Source organism: Neisseria flava, from assembly GCF_982712965.1.
Genome location: NZ_CEXQBZ010000012.1, coordinates 1 through 18227, shown reverse-complemented (window position 1 = coordinate 18227; position 18227 = coordinate 1). Strand labels below are relative to the sequence as shown.

At 53.9% G+C, this 18227-nt stretch carries 16 protein-coding genes; 3 read left to right on the top strand and 13 right to left on the bottom strand.

The window, feature by feature from the left end:
• Positions 1–166: 166 nt before the first annotated feature.
• From AC5M9B_RS01115 to AC5M9B_RS01055, 13 genes are all read right to left on the bottom strand, one after another.
• The gene (locus tag AC5M9B_RS01115) at positions 167–622 is read right to left on the bottom strand and encodes a four-helix bundle copper-binding protein (RefSeq protein ID WP_146736621.1); all 456 of its coding nucleotides are present in this window, start codon (positions 620–622) and stop codon (positions 167–169) included.
• 288 nt (positions 623–910) lie between these two features.
• Positions 911–2104 (bottom strand): cell division protein FtsZ, encoded by a 1194-nt coding sequence (gene ftsZ, locus AC5M9B_RS01110; RefSeq protein WP_019271552.1) that lies wholly within the window; start codon positions 2102–2104, stop codon positions 911–913.
• Positions 2105–2328: 224 nt separating this feature from the next.
• On the bottom strand, positions 2329–3573 hold the full coding sequence (gene ftsA, locus AC5M9B_RS01105; protein WP_019271553.1) for a cell division protein FtsA: 1245 nt from the start codon (positions 3571–3573) through the stop codon (positions 2329–2331).
• A gap of 79 nt (positions 3574–3652) precedes the next feature.
• On the bottom strand, positions 3653–4378 hold the full coding sequence (locus tag AC5M9B_RS01100; RefSeq protein WP_146736620.1) for a cell division protein FtsQ/DivIB: 726 nt from the start codon (positions 4376–4378) through the stop codon (positions 3653–3655).
• A complete protein-coding gene (locus AC5M9B_RS01095) occupies positions 4368–5282 on the bottom strand; it encodes a D-alanine--D-alanine ligase (RefSeq protein ID WP_019271555.1) in 915 nt (304 codons plus the stop codon). Before AC5M9B_RS01095 ends, AC5M9B_RS01100 begins: the two co-directional genes overlap by 11 nt.
• A 150-nt stretch (positions 5283–5432) precedes the next feature.
• Positions 5433–6842, bottom strand: coding sequence for a UDP-N-acetylmuramate--L-alanine ligase (murC, locus tag AC5M9B_RS01090; protein WP_186805645.1), 1410 nt, complete (start codon positions 6840–6842; stop codon positions 5433–5435).
• A gap of 254 nt (positions 6843–7096) precedes the next feature.
• Positions 7097–7924: a class I SAM-dependent methyltransferase gene (locus AC5M9B_RS01085; protein ID WP_146736619.1), complete on the bottom strand. Its 828-nt coding sequence runs from the start codon at positions 7922–7924 to the stop codon at positions 7097–7099.
• 134 nt (positions 7925–8058) lie between these two features.
• The gene (murG, locus tag AC5M9B_RS01080) at positions 8059–9126 is read right to left on the bottom strand and encodes an undecaprenyldiphospho-muramoylpentapeptide beta-N-acetylglucosaminyltransferase (RefSeq protein ID WP_146736618.1); all 1068 of its coding nucleotides are present in this window, start codon (positions 9124–9126) and stop codon (positions 8059–8061) included.
• 3 nt (positions 9127–9129) lie between these two features.
• A complete protein-coding gene (ftsW, locus tag AC5M9B_RS01075) occupies positions 9130–10287 on the bottom strand; it encodes a putative lipid II flippase FtsW (RefSeq protein WP_003742829.1) in 1158 nt (385 codons plus the stop codon).
• 277 nt (positions 10288–10564) lie between these two features.
• Positions 10565–12061, bottom strand: a complete 1497-nt coding sequence (locus AC5M9B_RS01070) for an amidase (RefSeq protein WP_146736617.1) — start codon at positions 12059–12061, stop codon at positions 10565–10567.
• 243 nt (positions 12062–12304) lie between these two features.
• Positions 12305–13642 carry a UDP-N-acetylmuramoyl-L-alanine--D-glutamate ligase gene (gene murD, locus AC5M9B_RS01065; protein ID WP_487648113.1) on the bottom strand — a complete coding sequence of 446 codons (1338 nt, stop codon included), beginning with the start codon at positions 13640–13642 and terminating at the stop codon, positions 12305–12307.
• Positions 13643–13727: 85 nt separating this feature from the next.
• Positions 13728–14756, bottom strand: coding sequence for an SEL1-like repeat protein (locus AC5M9B_RS01060; protein ID WP_487648112.1), 1029 nt, complete (start codon positions 14754–14756; stop codon positions 13728–13730).
• 254 nt (positions 14757–15010) lie between these two features.
• Positions 15011–15499 carry a group II truncated hemoglobin gene (locus tag AC5M9B_RS01055; protein WP_101809886.1) on the bottom strand — a complete coding sequence of 163 codons (489 nt, stop codon included), beginning with the start codon at positions 15497–15499 and terminating at the stop codon, positions 15011–15013.
• A 212-nt stretch (positions 15500–15711) separates the two neighbouring features.
• Here AC5M9B_RS01055 and AC5M9B_RS01050 point away from each other — a divergent pair, with 212 nt between their 5' ends.
• The 3 genes from AC5M9B_RS01050 to argJ all read left to right on the top strand — a co-directional run bounded on the left by AC5M9B_RS01050 (position 15712) and on the right by argJ (position 18059).
• The gene (locus tag AC5M9B_RS01050; RefSeq protein ID WP_003742821.1) at positions 15712–16056 is read left to right on the top strand and encodes a CidA/LrgA family protein; all 345 of its coding nucleotides are present in this window, start codon (positions 15712–15714) and stop codon (positions 16054–16056) included.
• Positions 16056–16757 (top strand): LrgB family protein, encoded by a 702-nt coding sequence (locus tag AC5M9B_RS01045; protein ID WP_487648114.1) that lies wholly within the window; start codon positions 16056–16058, stop codon positions 16755–16757. Before AC5M9B_RS01050 ends, AC5M9B_RS01045 begins: the two co-directional genes overlap by 1 nt.
• An 81-nt stretch (positions 16758–16838) precedes the next feature.
• Positions 16839–18059, top strand: a complete 1221-nt coding sequence (gene argJ / locus AC5M9B_RS01040) for a bifunctional glutamate N-acetyltransferase/amino-acid acetyltransferase ArgJ (protein WP_039410386.1) — start codon at positions 16839–16841, stop codon at positions 18057–18059.
• The last annotated feature ends 168 nt before the right edge of the window (positions 18060–18227 follow it).

Genomic DNA, 18227 nt, shown 5'->3' with positions numbered 1-18227 from the left:
TTGCCTCGCCTTGCCGTACTATCTGTACTGTCTGCGGCTTCGTCGCCTTGTCCTGATTTAAATTTAATCCACTATAATTTTGTGAAAACCATTCCATCAAAAACAAACCGGCCTGTCTGCAAAACAAAGCTTGTTTCACAGACAGACCGGTTATTTACCGCGTCAATTAAGCAGCGATTTTTTCGCACTCTTTGATGCAGGCAAGGCAAGACTCATAGCATTGTTTGCATTCTGCATGATGACCTGCGTGTTGTTTGCACGCTGCGGCACATTGTTTGCACGCTTCGATGCAGACTTTTGCCAAAGAAAGGGTCAGCGGAGAGTTTTGGGCGGCAAGGTTTTGCAGCGCGCCGCACAATGCCAGCATTTGGTTGACGCCTGTTGCGCAGTCTTTCATAGAAGTATCGCCTTGGCTCAGCAGTCGGATGCAGTGTGCCAAACAGATTTGACCTGCTTCAACACAGTGGGCAGCCGCTTTTCTGGCTGCTTCATAGGTTTTGGATGCAGCAGCAGGAGCAGCGTGGGAATGGCCTTTATGGCTATGATTTCCGTGAGCGCGGGCGAATGAGGCGGCGGCTGCCAAAGAAACGGCTGTACCACCCAGGAATTGACGACGGTTCATACTGTATTTCCTTATATAATCATTGATATGCAGTTAAACATAACGAATCGCCAAAATCGAAGACAGTAGCTTTCTGCGCATCATTGATGTCGTCTGAAATCAGCCGCTTATTCGGATTTTGAGCGATTACACTACACTTACCGACGCAATCCTATCATTCAGCCGTTCGGCAGACAATAGGTCGAAAGTCGAGACTATACTTAATGAAGTATAAAAAGGCAAAGCCTCCAATATTCTAAACTATAAAAAGCCTGCCAACGATGTGGCAGGCTTTTTTAACAGAATGAATTATTTGTCCGAATTATTTTGACGACGCAAAATAGCCGGAATTTCAAAATCGTCTAAAACAGATTGGTTACTGAAATCCGCGGCAGTCAAATTCATTGAGCGGATACCTCTGTTGGTACGAACCAAGCCATCCACATTACCAGCTTGCGCAGAGTGAGCTGCTTCGGCATTTCCGCTAACCAATTTTTGTGTACGGACTGCCGCACGCATTTGGTTTTCGCTGCCGTTTTCTTTCAGACCAGTCGCAATAATGGTTACGCGAATAGCGTCTTCGCCCATATTGTCGTCTTCGGCAGTACCGTATTTACATTCAGCTTCAGGATGTGCATTCTCGTTAACCACTTTCATGATTTCACGATATTCGGACATTTTCAGGCAATCCGGAGCGGTAGTGATGTTCACCAATACGCCGCGCGCGCCATCCAAAGTCACATTATCCAGCAACGGGCTGGAAATCGCTTGTTCGGTTGCCAAACGGGCGCGGTCAATGCCTTGAGCAAAACCGGAACCCATCATCGCGATACCTTTGATGCCCATTACGTTTTTAACGTCGGCGAAGTCAAGGTTGATGAAACCGGGACGGGTAACCACTTCGGAAATACCGGCCACGGCATCGCGCAGGACGTTGTCCGCAGCACGGAACGCTTCACGCATGGTCACGTCTTCGCCCAATGCAGTCATCAGTTTATCGTTCGGGATGATAATCAATGAATCGACCTGACCTTTGAGCTGCTCCAAACCTTCTTGGGCGATGTGTACGCGTTTACCTTCGTAGCCGAACGGACGGGTAACAACCGCAACGGTCAGAATACCCATTTCTTTGGCAATCTCGGCAACCACAGGAGCCGCACCGGTACCGGTACCGCCACCCATACCGGTGGTGATGAACAACATATTTGCGCCGCGAATAGCATCTTCGATGGCTTCGCGATCTTCTTGTGCCGCAGCACGGCCGATTTCAGGATTGGCACCTGCGCCCAAACCACGGGTCAGGTTGGTACCCAACTGGATGCGTTTTGCCGCATTATTTTTGCCCAAAGATTGGGCATCAGTATTGGCACTAATAAATTCAACACCTTGGATGATGTTGGCAATCATGTTGTTAATAGCATTGCAACCACCGCCACCCAAGCCGATTACTTTAATGACCGCAGGGCTTGCGGCTGATTCAGCTACGTCGTAAACAAATTCCATTCAAATGACTCCTGCGCGCCCTGCATCGAGGACGGTCCAAAAATTAGATATTATCCGTATTATATAAGAAGTATTCCGACGCTGGCAAAATACTTCTTATTCATTCACCATTGCCGTCATTTTTTTACTACATTTTTTAACGAAAGCATACAGGTTCTTAATTGTTGAAAGTAGTTTCATTCCGACAACAACTCATTTTCCCTGTAAGCAAAGTAACGGAACGATCAGAAATTGTCTTTAACGAATTTCATCAGTTTTGCCCACAAACTGATTTTTTCAGTCTGATCATGAACCACAATCGCACCGGTCACCGGCGCGCCGTCTTCCTCACCTCTTGCCGCCTGCAAAAGACCGATGGCGGTTGAGTAGCGCGGATTGCGGATGCGTTCGGATACACCACCCATTTCTTGAGGCACGCCGATGCGTGCAGGCAGGCCGAACACTTCTTCGGCAAGCTCAACAATACCGGTCAGCATAGATGCGCCGCCGGTCAGAACGATACCTGACGTGAGGACTTCTTCAGGGAAGCCGGAACGGCGCAATTCGTTCAGGGTCAATTCCAAAATTTCTTCAACGCGCGGACCGATGACGCTTGCCAAAACGCGGCGTGAAATCTGACGGGGCTGACGGTCGCCGACGCTAGGGACTTCAACCATTTCGTCCAAGCCTTCCATATCAGGAATCGCGACGCCGTAGTGGATTTTAATGTATTCGGCAGCGCTGTGCGGGGTGCGCAGTGCTTGTGCCAAGTCTTTGGTAATCAAATCGCCCGCCACGGGAATCACGGCAGTATGGCGGATGGCGCCGTTGGTATAAACGGCAATATCGGTCGTACCGCCGCCGATGTCGATGACACACACGCCCAAATCTTTTTCGTCTTCAGTCAAAACAGCCTGACCGCTCGCCAAAGGCTGAAGCATGATTTGATCCATTTGCAAACCGCAACGATGGATACATTTTTGGATGTTTTGCAGGGCGGTATTGGCACCAGTAATGATATGTACGCGGGTATCGAGTCGGACGCCGCTCATACCGATAGGTTCTTTGACACCGGGTTGGTTGTCGATAATGTACTCTTGTACCACGGTATGCAGGATATTGTGATCCGGCGGGATATTGATGGCTTTGGCGGTTTCGATAGCGCGGTCGATATCGGCTTGCGAAACTTCCCCGTCCTTAATTTTGACAACCCCTTGCGAATTCAAGCTGCGGATATGGTTGCCTGCGATACCGGTTGTAACGTGGCTGATTTTGGTGTCCGCCATCAATTCTGCTTCATTGACCGCCTGCTGAATGGCTTGGGCTGTTGCGTCGATATTGGTTACCATGCCTGCTTTCAGGCCGCGAGATGGTGCCTGCCCGAGTCCGACAATATGGATTTCGTTGTCGTCTTGTACTTCGCCAATCAGGGCGATGACTTTGGATGTGCCGATATCGAGGGCACTGATATATTTACCTTGTTGTTCCATTATATTTGCTCGTTATTTCGCTGGAGTTATAACTATTTGTCTGTATTGGCAATAGTTGCTTCACGTTGTTTGTTTGGCTTTAGTCGTCTGAAACATTTTCAGACGACGTCTCTGATGTGTAACGCACGGAAAATCCGTCTTTATACCGCATATCAACGTAGGATAACCGATTTTGATTTTTACGCAACAGCGTTGGCCAAATTTCGGCGAAAAGCTGTAAGCGTTTGATTTCGTTTTCCCTTCCCAGTCTGACGGTAATCCCATTGTCTAAGACCACCAACCAAGCGGAGCGCGGCGTATAAATCAGTTCTTTAATCGCCAAATTTTGCCGGCGGAGGATGCCGGAAAATTCTTCGTAGTGTTTGACCATGTCCTTGCCTGTACCCGGCTGTCCTTCAAAAACGGGCAACTTGGCTTTGAGCTTGGCGTTAAACACATTGCCTTTGGTATCGACCAAACCGCCGCTGCGCCAATGGGCAACAGGCACGCGCTCGGTCAAATGGATTTCGACGGTATCGGGGAAGCGGCGGCGCACCATAGCGGAATCCACCCACGGCAGCTTTTGAAAGGCCGCCTGAATACCGTCCAAATCGGCACGGAAAATATTGCTGCGCGTGTGCTGTTGAGCAGCGCGCTGAAGTTCTTTCCCATCCGAATAAGTCAGCTTGCCCTGTATGGACACTTGTTTGACGGGAAAATGATTGGAGTTGTATAGCCAGGCTATGCAGGTGCCGATGAGCAGTAATGCCATCAGCAGCAATAGCCAGCGGGTCAGCCGACCCAGTGCGCTTGCGTCATCCCACATGTGCGGTTTTCAAAATTTCAATGCATAAATCGGCAAAATCCACGCCGGTATGGGCAGCGGATTTCGGTACTAAACTGTGGCTCGTCATACCGGGCAATGTGTTGATTTCCAAGAGGTACAGCTTACCGTCGGTATCTTTGAGGAAATCGACGCGCACGCACCCATCTGCCCCGATTGCCTGCGCCCCGCGGACTGCCAGAGAGCGCATCAGGTTTTCTTCAGCCTCGCTCAAGTCTTCGGACGGACATTGATAAACAGTGTCGTCGCGGTTGTATTTGGCTTCGTAGTCGTAGAACTCGGTAGCCGGGATGATGTGTATGCTGGGCAGGCCTTTACCGTTCAACACGGGACAGGAGTATTCGCCGCCGCCGATGAACCGTTCGGCAATAATTTCGCCTTGAAGGTGTTTCAGCTCTTCGTAAACGCTTTTCAGACGACCTTTTTCTTTCACTTTCACAACGCCGACGCTACTGCCTTCGGCTGCCGGTTTAACAAACATGGGCAAGCCAAGTTGCTGTTCGACAGCATCGAAATCGGAATCTTCATGTAAAACGGCGAACTCAGGAACAGGCAGCCCCAAGGCTTGCCAAATCAGCTTGCAGCGGTATTTGTCCATACCAATGGCGGAAGCGGCAACGCCGCTGCCGGTATAAGGAATGCCCAACAATTCCAACGCGCCTTGAACAGCGCCGTCTTCGCCGTAAGTGCCGTGGAGGATATTGAAAGCAGTTTGGAAACCTTGAGTTTTCAATTCCGCCAAGGGTGTTTCTTTAGGATCGAAGGCGTGTGCGTCTATGCCTTTGCTTTTTAAGGCATTCAAAATGGCGGCACCGCTATCCAGCGAGATTTCGCGTTCGCTGGAAAAGCCGCCCATCAATACGGCTACTTTGCCAAAATTCTGCATTGTTTTTGTTCTTTCTTGATTGCTTCTTTGTTTGATACAGGTCGTCTGAAAACGAATCGGGTTTTCAGACGACCTTAATCTTGCTTACCCACTCGATGGAACATCGCTTCATCAGGCGGCTATCGCGGCATCACGATAAAAGTTTGCGCCTCAGGCTTTTTTCGACAACTCCAGCATCGCGGCAGGAACGCGGTTGATGCTGCCCGCACCCATATTCAACACGACATCGCCGTCCTGTAAAACGTTCAACAGCATTTCGGGCAAGTCGGCGACGTTTTCGCAGTAAATCGGCTCGAGTTTGCCCAATACGCGGATGGCACGGGCAAGGGCGCGGGAGTCGGCGGCGGCAATCGGTTCTTCGCCGGCGGCATAAACTTCGGTCAACACCAGCGCGTCAACGGTATTGAGGACTTTGGTAAAGTCTTCGAACAAATCGCGTGTGCGGGTATATCGGTGCGGCTGGAAGGCGAGCACCAAACGTTTTTCCGGATACGCGCCGCGTGCAGCGGAAAGGGTCGCCGCCATTTCGACGGGATGGTGTCCGTAATCGTCTACCAAAAGCGCGGTTCCGCCGTTGGGCAGTTTGATGTCGCCGTATTTTTGGAAACGGCGTCCGACGCCTTCGAAACCGAGCAAACCGCGCTGAATCGCTTCGATGGATGCGCCAACTTCCAGCGCCACGCCGATAGCAGCCAAGGCATTGAGGACGTTGTGTCTGCCGGGCATGTTCAACACGACTTCAAACGGCGCTTGTTCAGATCCTTTCATTTGGACATGAACGGTAAATTTCATCTGTGCGCCGACGTTTTCGATGTCGGTCGCGTAAATATCGGCGGTATCGTCCAAGCCGTAAGTGGCGTAAGGTTTGCTCACTTTGGGCAAAATCGCTCGGACGTGTTCGCTGTCGATACACAAAAACGCTTTGCCGTAGAACGGCATACGGTGGATAAAATCAACAAACGCCTGATGCAGTTTTTCGACGCTGTGCCCGTAAGTATCCATATGGTCTTCGTCGATATTGGTGACGACGGACATAATCGGGGTCAAATGCAGGAAGGACGCATCGGACTCGTCGGCTTCGGCGACGATGTATTCGCCTTTACCCAAACGGGCGTTGGTACCTGCAGCATTGAGTTTGCCGCCGATAACGAAAGTAGGGTCGAGACCTGCCGCGCCGAGGATGGAGGCGGTCAGACTGGTGGTCGTGGTTTTGCCATGCGTACCGGCAATGGCGATGCCGTCACGGAAGCGCATCAGTTCCGCCAGCATCAAGGCGCGCGGAATGACGGGGATTTGCTGCTCCAGCGCAGCGACGACTTCGGGATTGTCTTTTTTGACGGCGGTAGAGGTAACGACGACATCCGCACCGTTGACGTGTTCGGCGGTATGGCCGGGATAAACTTGAATACCCAAGCTGCTCAAATGCTCGGTAACCGCATTTCGTGCCTGATCCGAACCGGAAACTTTAAAGCCCAAATTGTGTAAGACTTCGGCGATACCGCTCATGCCGACGCCGCCGATACCGACAAAATGGATGTTGGTAACTCGATTTTTCATCATGATGTTGCGTTCCGGTGGATTTTCGATGCGTAAAGGCGTTATTTTAAAGGGCTATCCGCTTCTGCGCCATAGTTTTCTTGTAAATTAAAGATGTTTCGGCATACAGGATTTCACATTGGTGGCAATACGGGTGAAAAAGAGGTTTCGTTCAGCGGTGAATTACCCATTTTTAAACTCGACTTCAGCTACCAAAATACCAGCAAAAACAAAACATAAGGTCGTCTGAAAACCGTTTTCAGACGACCTCTCGTTTATCAACTTGACGGCACTTGTATCCTCATCAAGCGCATATCCAATTTGTGCCGTCCCCACGCGGTCGCATACACAAGGCGCAAGAGCCACGGATAACGCGGTTTACAGACGCTGCTCAAGCCCGCTTCTTCGATGATTTCCACACCCGGTATCAGCCGTCGGATGTCGTCCGTGCCGCTTATCGCCCAGCGGAACTCGGGCGGTTTGTCCATTTTACCGAGTGCGTCGTGGCGTTTGCTTTGTCCGATGTAGGCCTTGGGGATAGTGTCGAAGGCAAGTTGGGCGTGCGGCAGACGGCGGGCAACCTGTTTAAAAAAGTCCTGCACCTGCGCCTCTTCGAAATACATAAACACGCCTTCGATCACGAGCAACACGGGTTTGCCGTGCGCGGCAACGGTGTTCATCCACGCTTCGTCGAACATGGACGCGCCCAGATAATGATTGTCCGATTCGGGCAACAGCATGCGCCGCACTTCAATCACTTCGGGCAAATCCAAATCATACCAAGCATTAATGCGCGGCCTGCCCAAGCGTTCATAACGCGCATCCAGCCCCGCGCCGATTTGCACCACGACGGCATCGGGATGTTCGGCGATAAAGTGCCGGGTCATATCATCCAACAGCTTCGCCCGCCCGCAACAGCCGACTTGCGATGCTTTGACTTTGGCAAACTTGCCGAAGTCGTAGTCTATCTTGTCCAACATCCGCACGGCTTCGTCATCGCGCAAAAGCGGCTGCGCCCTCCCCTGCTCCACAGCCTTCGCCCACAGGGGAATCAGCATGGTACTGGACAGTGCGGAAACGGTTTCGGGAGAGATTTTTGCAGACATGGCAGCCTCCAATGAGAGAAATTCCTATTTACATCATACTCCCGCACAATACGGCTGCCAAGTTGCAAAAAGGTCGTCTGAAACCTGTTTCTTGGTTTTCAGACAACCTCTGTTTCATTCATCACATCATGTCATCATGCCGTACATGCGATGGCGGCTTCCGCCACGTCGTCCGCGCTGTGCGGCAGCGCCAATGTGCGGGCGTTTTCCGCCCATTTGAGGCATTTTTCGCGGTTTAAGCCGCCTAAGATTTCAGCGAGTTTTTCCGCTGTCAACTGACTTTGCGGCAACAGCAGCCCTGCCTCCGCCTGCACCATAAAACGCGCGTTGGCGGTTTGGTGGTCATCGACGGCGTAAGGATACGGCACCAGCAGCGCGCCCAGCCCCGCCGCCGTCAACTCGGCAATCGTCAGCGCGCCGGCACGGCAAATCACCAAGTCTGCATCGCGGTAGGCGGACACCATGTCGGTAATAAATTCCACGCATTCGGCTTTCACGCCCAACGCGTCGTAATCCGCCTGCAAGCTGCCCAGCTTGCCCCGACCCGATTGGTGATACATCTGCGGGCGCGCATCGTCGGGCAGCAAAGCCAATGCCTGTGGAACGGTTTTATTCAAAACATCCGCACCCAAACTGCCGCCGACCACCAAGATTTTCAGACGACCTTCACGCCCTTGGAAACGCTCGGCAGGCGCGGGCAGGTTGGCAATATCGGCGCGGACGGGGTTGCCGACCAAACCGCCTTCGTGGCTGAACGCTTTCGGAAAAGCGTATAACACCCGCTTCGCCCAGCGCGACAGTTGGCGGTTGGACAACCCTGCCACAGCGTTTTGCTCGTGAATCACAATCGGCACGCCCAAGAGTTTCGCCGCCAAGCCGCCGGGAAAGGTAACGAAGCCGCCGAAACCGATGACGCATTCGACGCGGTGTTTGCGGATAATCCGCTGCGCTTCGCGGACGGTTTTATACAAAGTAAACGGCAGCATCAGCTTGCGTTTGATGCCGTTGCCGCGCACACCTTTAATCGCCAGCGTTTCGAGCAGGATGTCGTATTGCGGCACGATGCGCTCTTCCATCGAGCCTTCGCTGCCCAGCCAAATCACATGATGACCGCGCGCACGCAATGAATCCGCCACCGCCAGCGCAGGGAAAATATGGCCGCCGGTGCCGCCCGCCATCAGCATGAAAGTTTTACCGCCCATGATTTACTCCACTTGGTAACCGCGCATTTTTTTGCGGTTTTCATAATCGACGCGCAACAACAAAGTGATGCACACCAGCATGACCACAACCGCCGAACCGCCGTAAGACATCAACGGCAACGGCAGCCCCTTGGTTGGCAAAATGCCGATGTTGACGCCGATATTGAAGAAACTTTGAATACCTATCCAAACACCGATGCCGTTGGCGACATACGCGCCGAACGTCAAATCCAAATCGCGCGCCTGCCGTCCGATGGAAAAGGCGCGGACGACCAGCCAAACATAGCACGCAACCAAAATACACATACCCAAAAAACCGAATTCCTCGCCGATGACGGCAAAGATAAAGTCGGTATGCGCCTCGGGCAGGTAGAAGCGTTTTTCCAAACTCGCTCCCAAACCCTGACCGAACCATTCGCCGCGCGCAATCGCCATCAACGAATGCGTCAACTGGTAGCCTTTACCCAAAGGGTCCGCCCACGGATTCAAAAACGCCGACACGCGCGCCATGCGGTAAGGCGCGAGCATAATCGCCGCCGTCATGAATGAAGCCAGAATCATCCCCATCATGATGAAATACTTGGCAGGGAAACCCGCCAAAAACACCATAGCCATCGTAACGCCGACAATGACGACGAACGAACCGAAGTCGGGCTGGAACATAATCAACACCAAACCCGCGGCAATCAGCCCGCCCGGGAACATAATCTTCTTCACGCTCTGCAACACTTCCGCCTTGCGCGTGAACAGGCTGGACAAATACAAAACGACGGCAAGCTTGAACAACTCCGTCGGCTGGATATTGACCGGTCCCGCGTGAATCCAGCGGGTTGCCCCGTTAATCTCCCGCCCCAAAAACAAAACCAGCAGCAGCAAAAGCCCCGAGAAGCCGAAATACCAGGGCATAAGCTTTTTCCAAGTGTTCATGCTGATAAAAGACAGGCCGATGCACACAGAAACGCCGACCGCGACAAACAAAGCCTGCTTGCCGACAAAAGAAAACTGCGTACCGCCCTCCGCCGCCGCGTACGCAATCGAAGCGGAATAAATCATCACCAGGCTGAACACGGTCATCAACACCGTCATCCACAAAAGCGATGTATCGAATTTCTGACCGCTGCGGGAAATCGGGCGGTCGAGAATCTTGGAAAGACTAATCATGAACAAACATCCGTTACGGAACAAACGTTTCAGACGACCTTTTGGATATACGGGTCGTCTGAAAATATCGAAAATCAGAAAAACGTCATTCTAAAGGTTTCTTGGCAAAGCAACAATTCAGATTCTTTAAAGACAGTCGGATTCCGGCGTTCTTTGCGCCCTACCCTACCCATCACAAACACAAAAAAGGTCGTCTGAAAACGCTTTTATGTTTTCAGACGACCTTATATAAATCTTTTCCTCGAGTAAACAGACCGCTTTTTATCCAATGCAAACCCTAAGCCAACTGCGGTATTTCCGCCCACGGCTGTATCTGTTCCAACTGCGCGGCGAGGCCAAGCAGCGTGTCTTCGCGTCCGTGTGCGGCGGCGAACTGAGTGCCGACGGGCAGCCCGTTATGCCTGTAAAGCGGTACGCTCATGGCGGGGTTGCCGCTCATGTTCAGCGGCGACGTATAGCCGACGTATTGCAGCGCGGCGGTGGCTTCTTTTTCTAAAAACGGGTTGTTTTTCAACAGAAAACCTAAGCGCAGCGTACCAAACAGCAGGCGCATGGCTTTTTGTGCGGCGGGCGGCGGCATCATCTCACCGATTTTCGGCGTGGTGCGCGGGCAGACGGGCGTCATCAACACGTCGTAGCGCGTGAAAAATGCTTTGGCGGCACGTTCCTGCGCCAGCATCACGTCGCGCGCCCATGCCATTTCACCCGCGCTGATTTGCCGCCCCTGCACAATCATTGCCCACGTTGTCGGCTCAAGCAGGCGGTGCGGCAGTTTTTGTCCGGTTTCGTATTGATATTGGTAGAACAGTTTTGCCGTTTCGCCCATGACGATGATGCGGGCGGCTCGGTTGAACTGTTCGGGCGGCGCGAAATCGGGCGTGGCTTCTTCCAATTCGTGTCCCGCGTCTTGCATCAGTTTCAAACTATGGGCGAATGCGGCTTCCGTGCCTTCGTCGTTGCCACCGCCAAACCATGCCTGTTTCCAAAAAGCGATTTTCAGACGACCTGTTTCTTGTTTCAGGCTGTCTGCAAAACCGTTTTCGGGCGGCGGCGGGCAGGCATACAGGGCGCGGGCTTGGGTTTGGGCGGCGATGTCCAGCAAAACCGCGCTGTCGCGTACACTGCGGGTCAACACATGGTCGCATACCAAGCCTTGCCATGCCTCCGATGCGTTCGGCGCGTAACTGCTGCGACCGCGCGTGGGTTTCAACCCGAACACGCCGCAGTTGTGCGCGGGTAAGCGGATGGAGCCGCCGCCGTCGCTGCCGTGCGCTGCGGGTACGACGCCCGAAGCCACTGCCGCCGCCGCACCGCCGCTGCTGCCGCCCGCGGTGTAATCCAAATGCCACGGATTGCGCGTGATGCCGTAAATTTCGGTTTCGGTAACGGCATATGCGCCCCATTCGGGCGTGGTGGTTTTGCCGAACACGCGCAGCCCCGCATCGAGATAGGCTTGGGTCAAATCGCTGTTTTGCTTGGCAATGTAATGCTGCATCATGCGCGACCCCGACCATGTCGGCGCTCCTTCCCAATCTGCCAGCAGGTCTTTGAGCAAAAACGGCACGCCCGCCAGCGGCGTATCGGCATTTTCAGACGACCCCTGCCACGCCGCCGCGCGTTCGCGCAAATCATGCGCCAACAGATTGAGCTTGGGATTGACTTCGTCCAAGCGGTTTAAAGCAGCCTGCAACACTTCATCGGCACACACTTCTTTTTTGCGGATCAGCTCTGCCAAACCGACGGCATCGTAACGAATGTATTCTTGAAAATTCATGGGTTTTCCTTTCGGATTGATAAACACACGTTTTGTCAGTCAGGCATGGCTGCCCGCCGCCTCGCCGTTTGCCCGCATAGGCAATTTTTAAGAAACAGTAACACCGTATAAAGGAAAGAAACAAGTTTGCCGTTGCTGCAAAAAGGTCGTCTGAAACTGCCTTAACGTTTTCAGACGACCTTTGAGACAATGACACACAAGGTTTACGGTAAAACCAACCCTCTTTTCATGTTTCAGACGACCTTACAAAGCCTTAAACGCCTCGATAAAGACTTCCGAACGGTGCGCATAGCCTTTGAACATATCAAAGCTCGCGCAGGCGGGGCTGAGCAGCACGATATCGCCCGCTTCGGCTTGGGCGTATGCCGTCTGAACGGCTTCTTCCAAAGTGGCGCAGTCGGTCAAATTCAGACCGCAGCCGTCCAAATCGCGGCGGATTTGCGGCGCATCGACGCCGATCAGGAACACGCCTTTTGCCTTGCCGGCAAGCGCGTCGCGCAGGGGCGTGAAGTCCTGCCCTTTGCCCATGCCGCCCAAAATCACGAAAAGCGGATTTTGCAAACCGGCAATCGCGGCGGCGGTCGCGCCGACGTTCGTGCCTTTGCTGTCGTCGATAAATACCACGCCGTTTTTCTCGCCGATTTTTTCCACGCGGTGCGGCAGGCCTTGGAAGGTTTTGACGTGTTCGAGCAATGCTTCGCGCGGCAAACCGACGGCTTCGCACAAGGCGACGGCAGCCATGACGTTGGCGGCGTTGTGCAGACCTTGCAGCGGGATGTCTTGCGTGGCAATCAAATCTTCATCGCCTTGTTTCAGACGGCCCGTCTCGCGTTCCAACCAAAAATCGGCTTCGTGTTCCAACGAAAACCATTTCACCTCGCGCCCTGCCCGTTTCATCGCACGGCAGAACACGTCGTCTGAATTCAAAACCTGCACGCCATCGCCACGGAAAATCTTGGCTTTGGTATGCGCGTAGTCGAGCAAATCGTCGTAGCGGTCGAGATGGTCTTCGGAGATGTTCAGCACCGTCGCCGCGGTCGGGCGGAGGCTTTCGGTGTTTTCCAGTTGGAAGCTGGAAAGCTCCAACACCCACACGTCCGCCTTTTTGCCTTCGCGCTGCAATTCCGCCTCCAAAACCGGCGTACCGATATTGCCCGCGATAACGGTATCCAGCCCGCACTTGATGCAGAGATAGCCGACCAAGCTCGTTACCGTGGTTTTGCCGTTACTGCCGGTAATCGCAATCACCTTGTCGCCGCGGCGGTTCACAATGTCCGCCAGCAATTCGATGTCGCCCAACACGCGCCCGCCGTTTTGCTTGAACACCTCAATATCAGGCTGCCGCTCGCTGATGCCGGGGCTGAGCGCCAGAATATCGAAACCGTTGTCCAACGCATCTTTCAGACGACCCGTGTAAAACACCAGCCCGTCAAACATCTTACCGATTTGCGACACGCGCTCCGGTTTCAGCTCCGCATCATAAGCGGCAACCTCAGCGCCGTTTTTGCGCAGATAAGCAATCATGGAAATACCCGTGCCGCCAAGCCCGGCAACGAGGATTTTTTTATTTTGAAAAGTCATTTTGGTTTTGTCCTAAAACAAATCATATTGAGCAGGAAGATGTCCGCTCCTGCTCAAGCCGCTTTCAGACGGCATCGCGAGCTGTTCAATAACCCGCCTTCAGGCGTTGGTAATTGTCGCAGCTGTTTTGGTCTCCGTTTTGACAAGCCTTGTCAAGCCATTCTTGGGCGAGCGCAAGGTCTTGGCGCACGCCGTGCCCTTTGTAATACATTACGCCCAAATTGAGTTGGGCTTGTGCTAACCCCTGATCTGCCGCCTTACGAAACCATCTGGCCGCTTCGGCATAATCTCGGCGCACGTTGCGTCCTTTGTAATACATTACGCCCAAATTGAATTGGGCTTGGGCGAACCCCTGTGCTGCCGCCTGCCGAAACCATTTGACCGCTTCGGCATCATTTTGGCGCACACCGCGTCCTTCGGCATACACCACGCCCAAATTGTATTGGGCTGCTGCATTTCCCTGTGCTGCCGCCTGTCGAAACCATCTGACCACTTCGGCATCATCTTGGCGCACGCCGCGTCCTTCGGCATACATCCCGCCCAAATGGGTTTGAGCTTCAACATCTCCCTGTTCCGCCGCCTGTCGATACCATCTGACCGCTTCGGCATCGTCTTGACGCACACCTTGTCCATTTTCATACATCACGCCCAAATTGAATTGGGCTTGGGCGAACCCCTGTGCTGCCGCCTGCCGATACCATTTGACCGCTTCGGCATCATCCTGGCGCACGCCTTGTCCATTTCCATACATCGCACCTAAATTATATTGGGCTTGGGATAATCCCTGATCCGCCGCCCGCCGATACCATCTGACCGCTTCGGCATCGTCTTGGCGTACGCCGCGTCCGTTAGCATACATCACGCCCAAATTGAATTGGGCTTGGGCATCCCCTTGTTCTGAAGCCTTGCGATACCACTGTACTGCCTGTGCATAATCTTGACGAACTCCTTGTCCATTTTCATACATCACGCCCAAATTGAATTGGGCTGCTGCATTTCCCTGTTCTGCCGCCTGCAAGTTTTCCCGAAAATCCGATACGTCATCCGCCCACACAGCTTGCCCTATACCCAAAGCCAGCAAAGCAACCATCATTTTTTTCAACCATGTGTTCATTTCAAACTTCCCTGATGTCTGTTTCATAAAAAATCACGGCATTTCAGACGACGGCAGAGGTCGTCTGAACATGTCGTAATTCTATCCTGACTGCATTTAAAATGCTATTTTGCCACTTTGCCTGACTGTTACCGGCAGAAATATCGTTATTGGGATTCTCCGCCATTGATTGAGTGCAACGGCTGCAACTTTACAGCAGCAGCCCTTTTATCAAACAGGAAAAACGGGAAGGGATTCGCTTTTTTCAGACGACCTCAAGCCGGGAAGGTTGGGAAATAACCGTCCACGCCGTATTGCTTCAAGACGTTTTTCAGCTCGGGAATGCGGATTGCGGGATCGACCGCCATCGGCGGCATGGGTGGGTCTACGCCTTCTTCGTTTTGGTTGCGCATCCAGTCCGCCATCGCAAAAATACGGATGAGGACGGGCTCGGCAAGGTCTTTGTCGATTTCCAATTCGTTCATGGCTTGGGCGAAGCAGGCGACCCATTCGTCGCGCACCTGCATATTCACGGCAAAGGGCATATGGCGCGCCCGCAGCATGGGATGTCCGTATTTCTGCTCGAACAAGGGCGGGCCGCCGAGCCAGCCGCTGAAAAATTCGTAGAGTTTTTCTCGAATCAGCGTCATGTCTTCGCCGTGCATCTGGCGCAGGGCGTGGTATTGCGGTTCGAGTTCCATCAAGTCGTAAAAGCGGTCGGTCAGGTTGCGTACGCCTGCTGCGCCGCCGAATGCGTGATACATATTTTTCTTTCTTTAAAGGTCGTCTGAAACAGGGATTTTAATAGACTGAACCGCCTGCGTCATGCACGAGGTCGTCTGAAAACGCGGCTGGGACAAAATCAAACCGGCAAACGGGTTTTCAGACGACCTCAAGGGCGTTATGATTCAATTATTAACAAAGATTCATAAACCGCCCGTCTGCAAAGCGGCAAACCATAGAGGAAACCCGACCCATGCACACCATCCGCGCCTTGCTCGTCCTGCTCGGCTGCCTCGCGCTCGGCGAAACCGCCGCCTACCTTACGGGCATCAAATTGCCCGGCAGCATTATCGGCATGGGCATTTTGTTTGCCATGCTTCAGGCGGGGTGGGTGAAAGCCGAGTGGTTGCAGCAGCTTACCGACGCGCTGATGGCAAACCTGACGCTCTTCCTTGTGCCACCTTGCGTCGCCGTCATCAGCTATTTGGATTTGATTGCCGACAGTTGGCTGTCGATACTCGTCTCCGCCGCCGCCAGCACCGTGTGCGTCCTGTTGGTAACGGGCAAGGTACACCAATGGATACGGGAGAAAATCTGATGGACGGCATCCTTTCCCTGTCGCAGCAGCCCAGCGTCCTGCTTTTCCTGACGCTGGCGGTGTACGCGTTGGCACTCATCCTCCGCGCGCGGACGGGCTACCTGCTGCTCAACCCCGTCTTAATCAGCACCGTTACCCTGATTGCCTACCTCAAAATCCTCGACATCGATTACGCCGTGTACCACGATGCCGCGCAGTTTATCGACTTCTGGCTCAAGCCCGCCGTCGTCGCGCTCGCCGTCCCGCTCTATCAAAACCGTCAAAAAATCTTCAGCCAGTGGCTGCCCGTCATCATCTCGCAGCTTGCCGGCAGCGTTACCGGCATCATCACAGGCATGTATTTCGCCAAATGGCTGGGCGCGGAACGCGAAGTCGTCCTCTCGCTCGCCGCCAAATCCGTGACCAACCCCATCGCCATCGAAATTACCCGCACCATAGGCGGCATCCCCGCCATCACCGCCGCCACCGTCATCGTCGCCGGATTGGTCGGGCAGATAGCCGGTTATACCGTGCTTAAAAACACCGTTGTTATGCCCTCATCAGTCGGCATGTCGCTCGGCACCGCCTCACACGCCATGGGCATCGCCGCCTCACTCGAGCGCAGCCGGCGCATGGCGGCATACGCAGGGCTGGGGCTGACCCTCAACGGCGTGCTGACCGCCGCCATCGCCCCGATTATCATCCCCGTATTAGGATTCTGAACACTTTTCAGACGACCCCGATGAACCAAAAGGTCGTCTAAAAACCAAATCAACAACAACCCCAAACAAAGGAGCAGCAAAATGGCAGTCAACCTTACAGAAAAAACCGCAGACCAACTGCTGAACATCGACGGCATCCAACTCTTCACCGCCCGCGCAGGCATCAAACAAACCGACCGCGCCGACCTCACCCTGATGGTACTTTCCGGCGGCAATACCGTCGGTGCCGTGTTTACCACCAACCGCTTCTGCGCCGCCCCCGTCCACATCGCCAAATCACACCTCTTTGACGAAGACGGCGTACGCGCCATCATCATCAACACCGGCAACGCCAACGCCGGTACAGGCGCGCAAGGCAGAATCGACGCCATCGAAACCTGCGCCGCCACCGCCGAACAAACCGGCTGTAAACCCTCCCAAGTCCTTCCCTTCTCCACAGGCGTCATCCTCGAGCCCCTGCCCGTCGGCAAAATCGTCGCCGCCCTGCCCAAAATGCAGCCCGCCGACTGGGCGGATGCCGCACGCGCCATCATGACCACCGACACCGTGCCCAAATCCGCCTCGCGCGAAGGCAGCGTCGGCGAAAAACACACCGTCCGCGCCACCGGCATCGCCAAAGGCTCCGGCATGATCCACCCCAACATGGCGACCATGCTCTCCTTCATCGCCACCGATGCCAAAGTTTCCCAACCCGTCCTCCAGCTGATGACCCAAGAAATCGCCGACGAAACCTTCAACACCATCACCGTTGACGGCGACACCAGCACCAACGACAGCTTCGTCATCATCGCAACCGGCAAAAACAGCCAAAGCGAAATCGACAACATCGCCGACCCGCGCTACAAACAGCTCAAAGACCTGCTCGGCAGCCTCGCCCTCGAACTCGCCCAAGCCATCGTCCGCGACGGCGAAGGAGCAACCAAATTCATCACCGTCCGCGTCGAAAACGCCAAAACCCGCGACGAAGCCCGCCAAGTCGCCTACGCCGTCGCCCACTCGCCCCTCGTTAAAACCGCCTTCTTCGCCTCCGACCCCAACCTCGGCAGACTACTCGCCGCCATCGGCTACGCCGGCATCGCCGATTTGGACGCCGACATCCTCGAAATGTATCTGGACGACGTATTGGTTGCCGAAAACGGCGGCCGCGCCGCAAGCTACACTGAAGAACAAGGGCAGGCAGTGATGGCGAAAGACGAAATCACCGTCCGCATCAAACTCCACCGCGGACAAGCCGCCGCTACCGTCTATACCTGCGACCTGTCGCACGACTACGTCTCCATCAACGCAGACTACCGCTCGTAAGGACAGATTGTAAGTTTGGGGTTTTCAGACGACGTCTGAGTTCGTCTGAAAGTTTGAAACAATGGTTTGAGAACGGCAAAAAACGCGTGCGTACCGCACACACCCTTGTATATCGGAACTCCCGTATCATAGCAACAAACCGCCCGCCGCCACCCGTACACACCCAAG

Bases quoted from the DNA above. Each gene is read 5' to 3' on its own strand.
- ftsA (WP_019271553.1), bottom strand. From the start codon at position 3,573: ATGGAACAACAAGGTAAATATATCAGTGCCCTCGATATCGGCACATCC.
- murG (WP_146736618.1), bottom strand. From the start codon at position 9,126: ATGGGCGGTAAAACTTTCATGCTGATGGCGGGCGGCACCGGCGGCCAT.
- AC5M9B_RS01060 (WP_487648112.1), bottom strand. From the start codon at position 14,756: ATGAACACATGGTTGAAAAAAATGATGGTTGCTTTGCTGGCTTTGGGT.
- AC5M9B_RS01100 (WP_146736620.1), bottom strand. From the start codon at position 4,378: ATGTGGGATGACGCAAGCGCACTGGGTCGGCTGACCCGCTGGCTATTG.
- murC (WP_186805645.1), bottom strand. From the start codon at position 6,842: ATGATGAAAAATCGAGTTACCAACATCCATTTTGTCGGTATCGGCGGC.
- AC5M9B_RS01115 (WP_146736621.1), bottom strand. From the start codon at position 622: ATGAACCGTCGTCAATTCCTGGGTGGTACAGCCGTTTCTTTGGCAGCC.
- murD (WP_487648113.1), bottom strand. From the start codon at position 13,642: ATGACTTTTCAAAATAAAAAAATCCTCGTTGCCGGGCTTGGCGGCACG.
- AC5M9B_RS01045 (WP_487648114.1), top strand. From the start codon at position 16,056: ATGGACGGCATCCTTTCCCTGTCGCAGCAGCCCAGCGTCCTGCTTTTC.
- AC5M9B_RS01085 (WP_146736619.1), bottom strand. From the start codon at position 7,924: ATGTCTGCAAAAATCTCTCCCGAAACCGTTTCCGCACTGTCCAGTACC.
- AC5M9B_RS01055 (WP_101809886.1), bottom strand. From the start codon at position 15,499: ATGTATCACGCATTCGGCGGCGCAGCAGGCGTACGCAACCTGACCGAC.
- AC5M9B_RS01050 (WP_003742821.1), top strand. From the start codon at position 15,712: ATGCACACCATCCGCGCCTTGCTCGTCCTGCTCGGCTGCCTCGCGCTC.
- AC5M9B_RS01070 (WP_146736617.1), bottom strand. From the start codon at position 12,061: ATGAATTTTCAAGAATACATTCGTTACGATGCCGTCGGTTTGGCAGAG.
- ftsZ (WP_019271552.1), bottom strand. From the start codon at position 2,104: ATGGAATTTGTTTACGACGTAGCTGAATCAGCCGCAAGCCCTGCGGTC.
- ftsW (WP_003742829.1), bottom strand. From the start codon at position 10,287: ATGATTAGTCTTTCCAAGATTCTCGACCGCCCGATTTCCCGCAGCGGT.
- argJ (WP_039410386.1), top strand. From the start codon at position 16,839: ATGGCAGTCAACCTTACAGAAAAAACCGCAGACCAACTGCTGAACATC.
- AC5M9B_RS01095 (WP_019271555.1), bottom strand. From the start codon at position 5,282: ATGCAGAATTTTGGCAAAGTAGCCGTATTGATGGGCGGCTTTTCCAGC.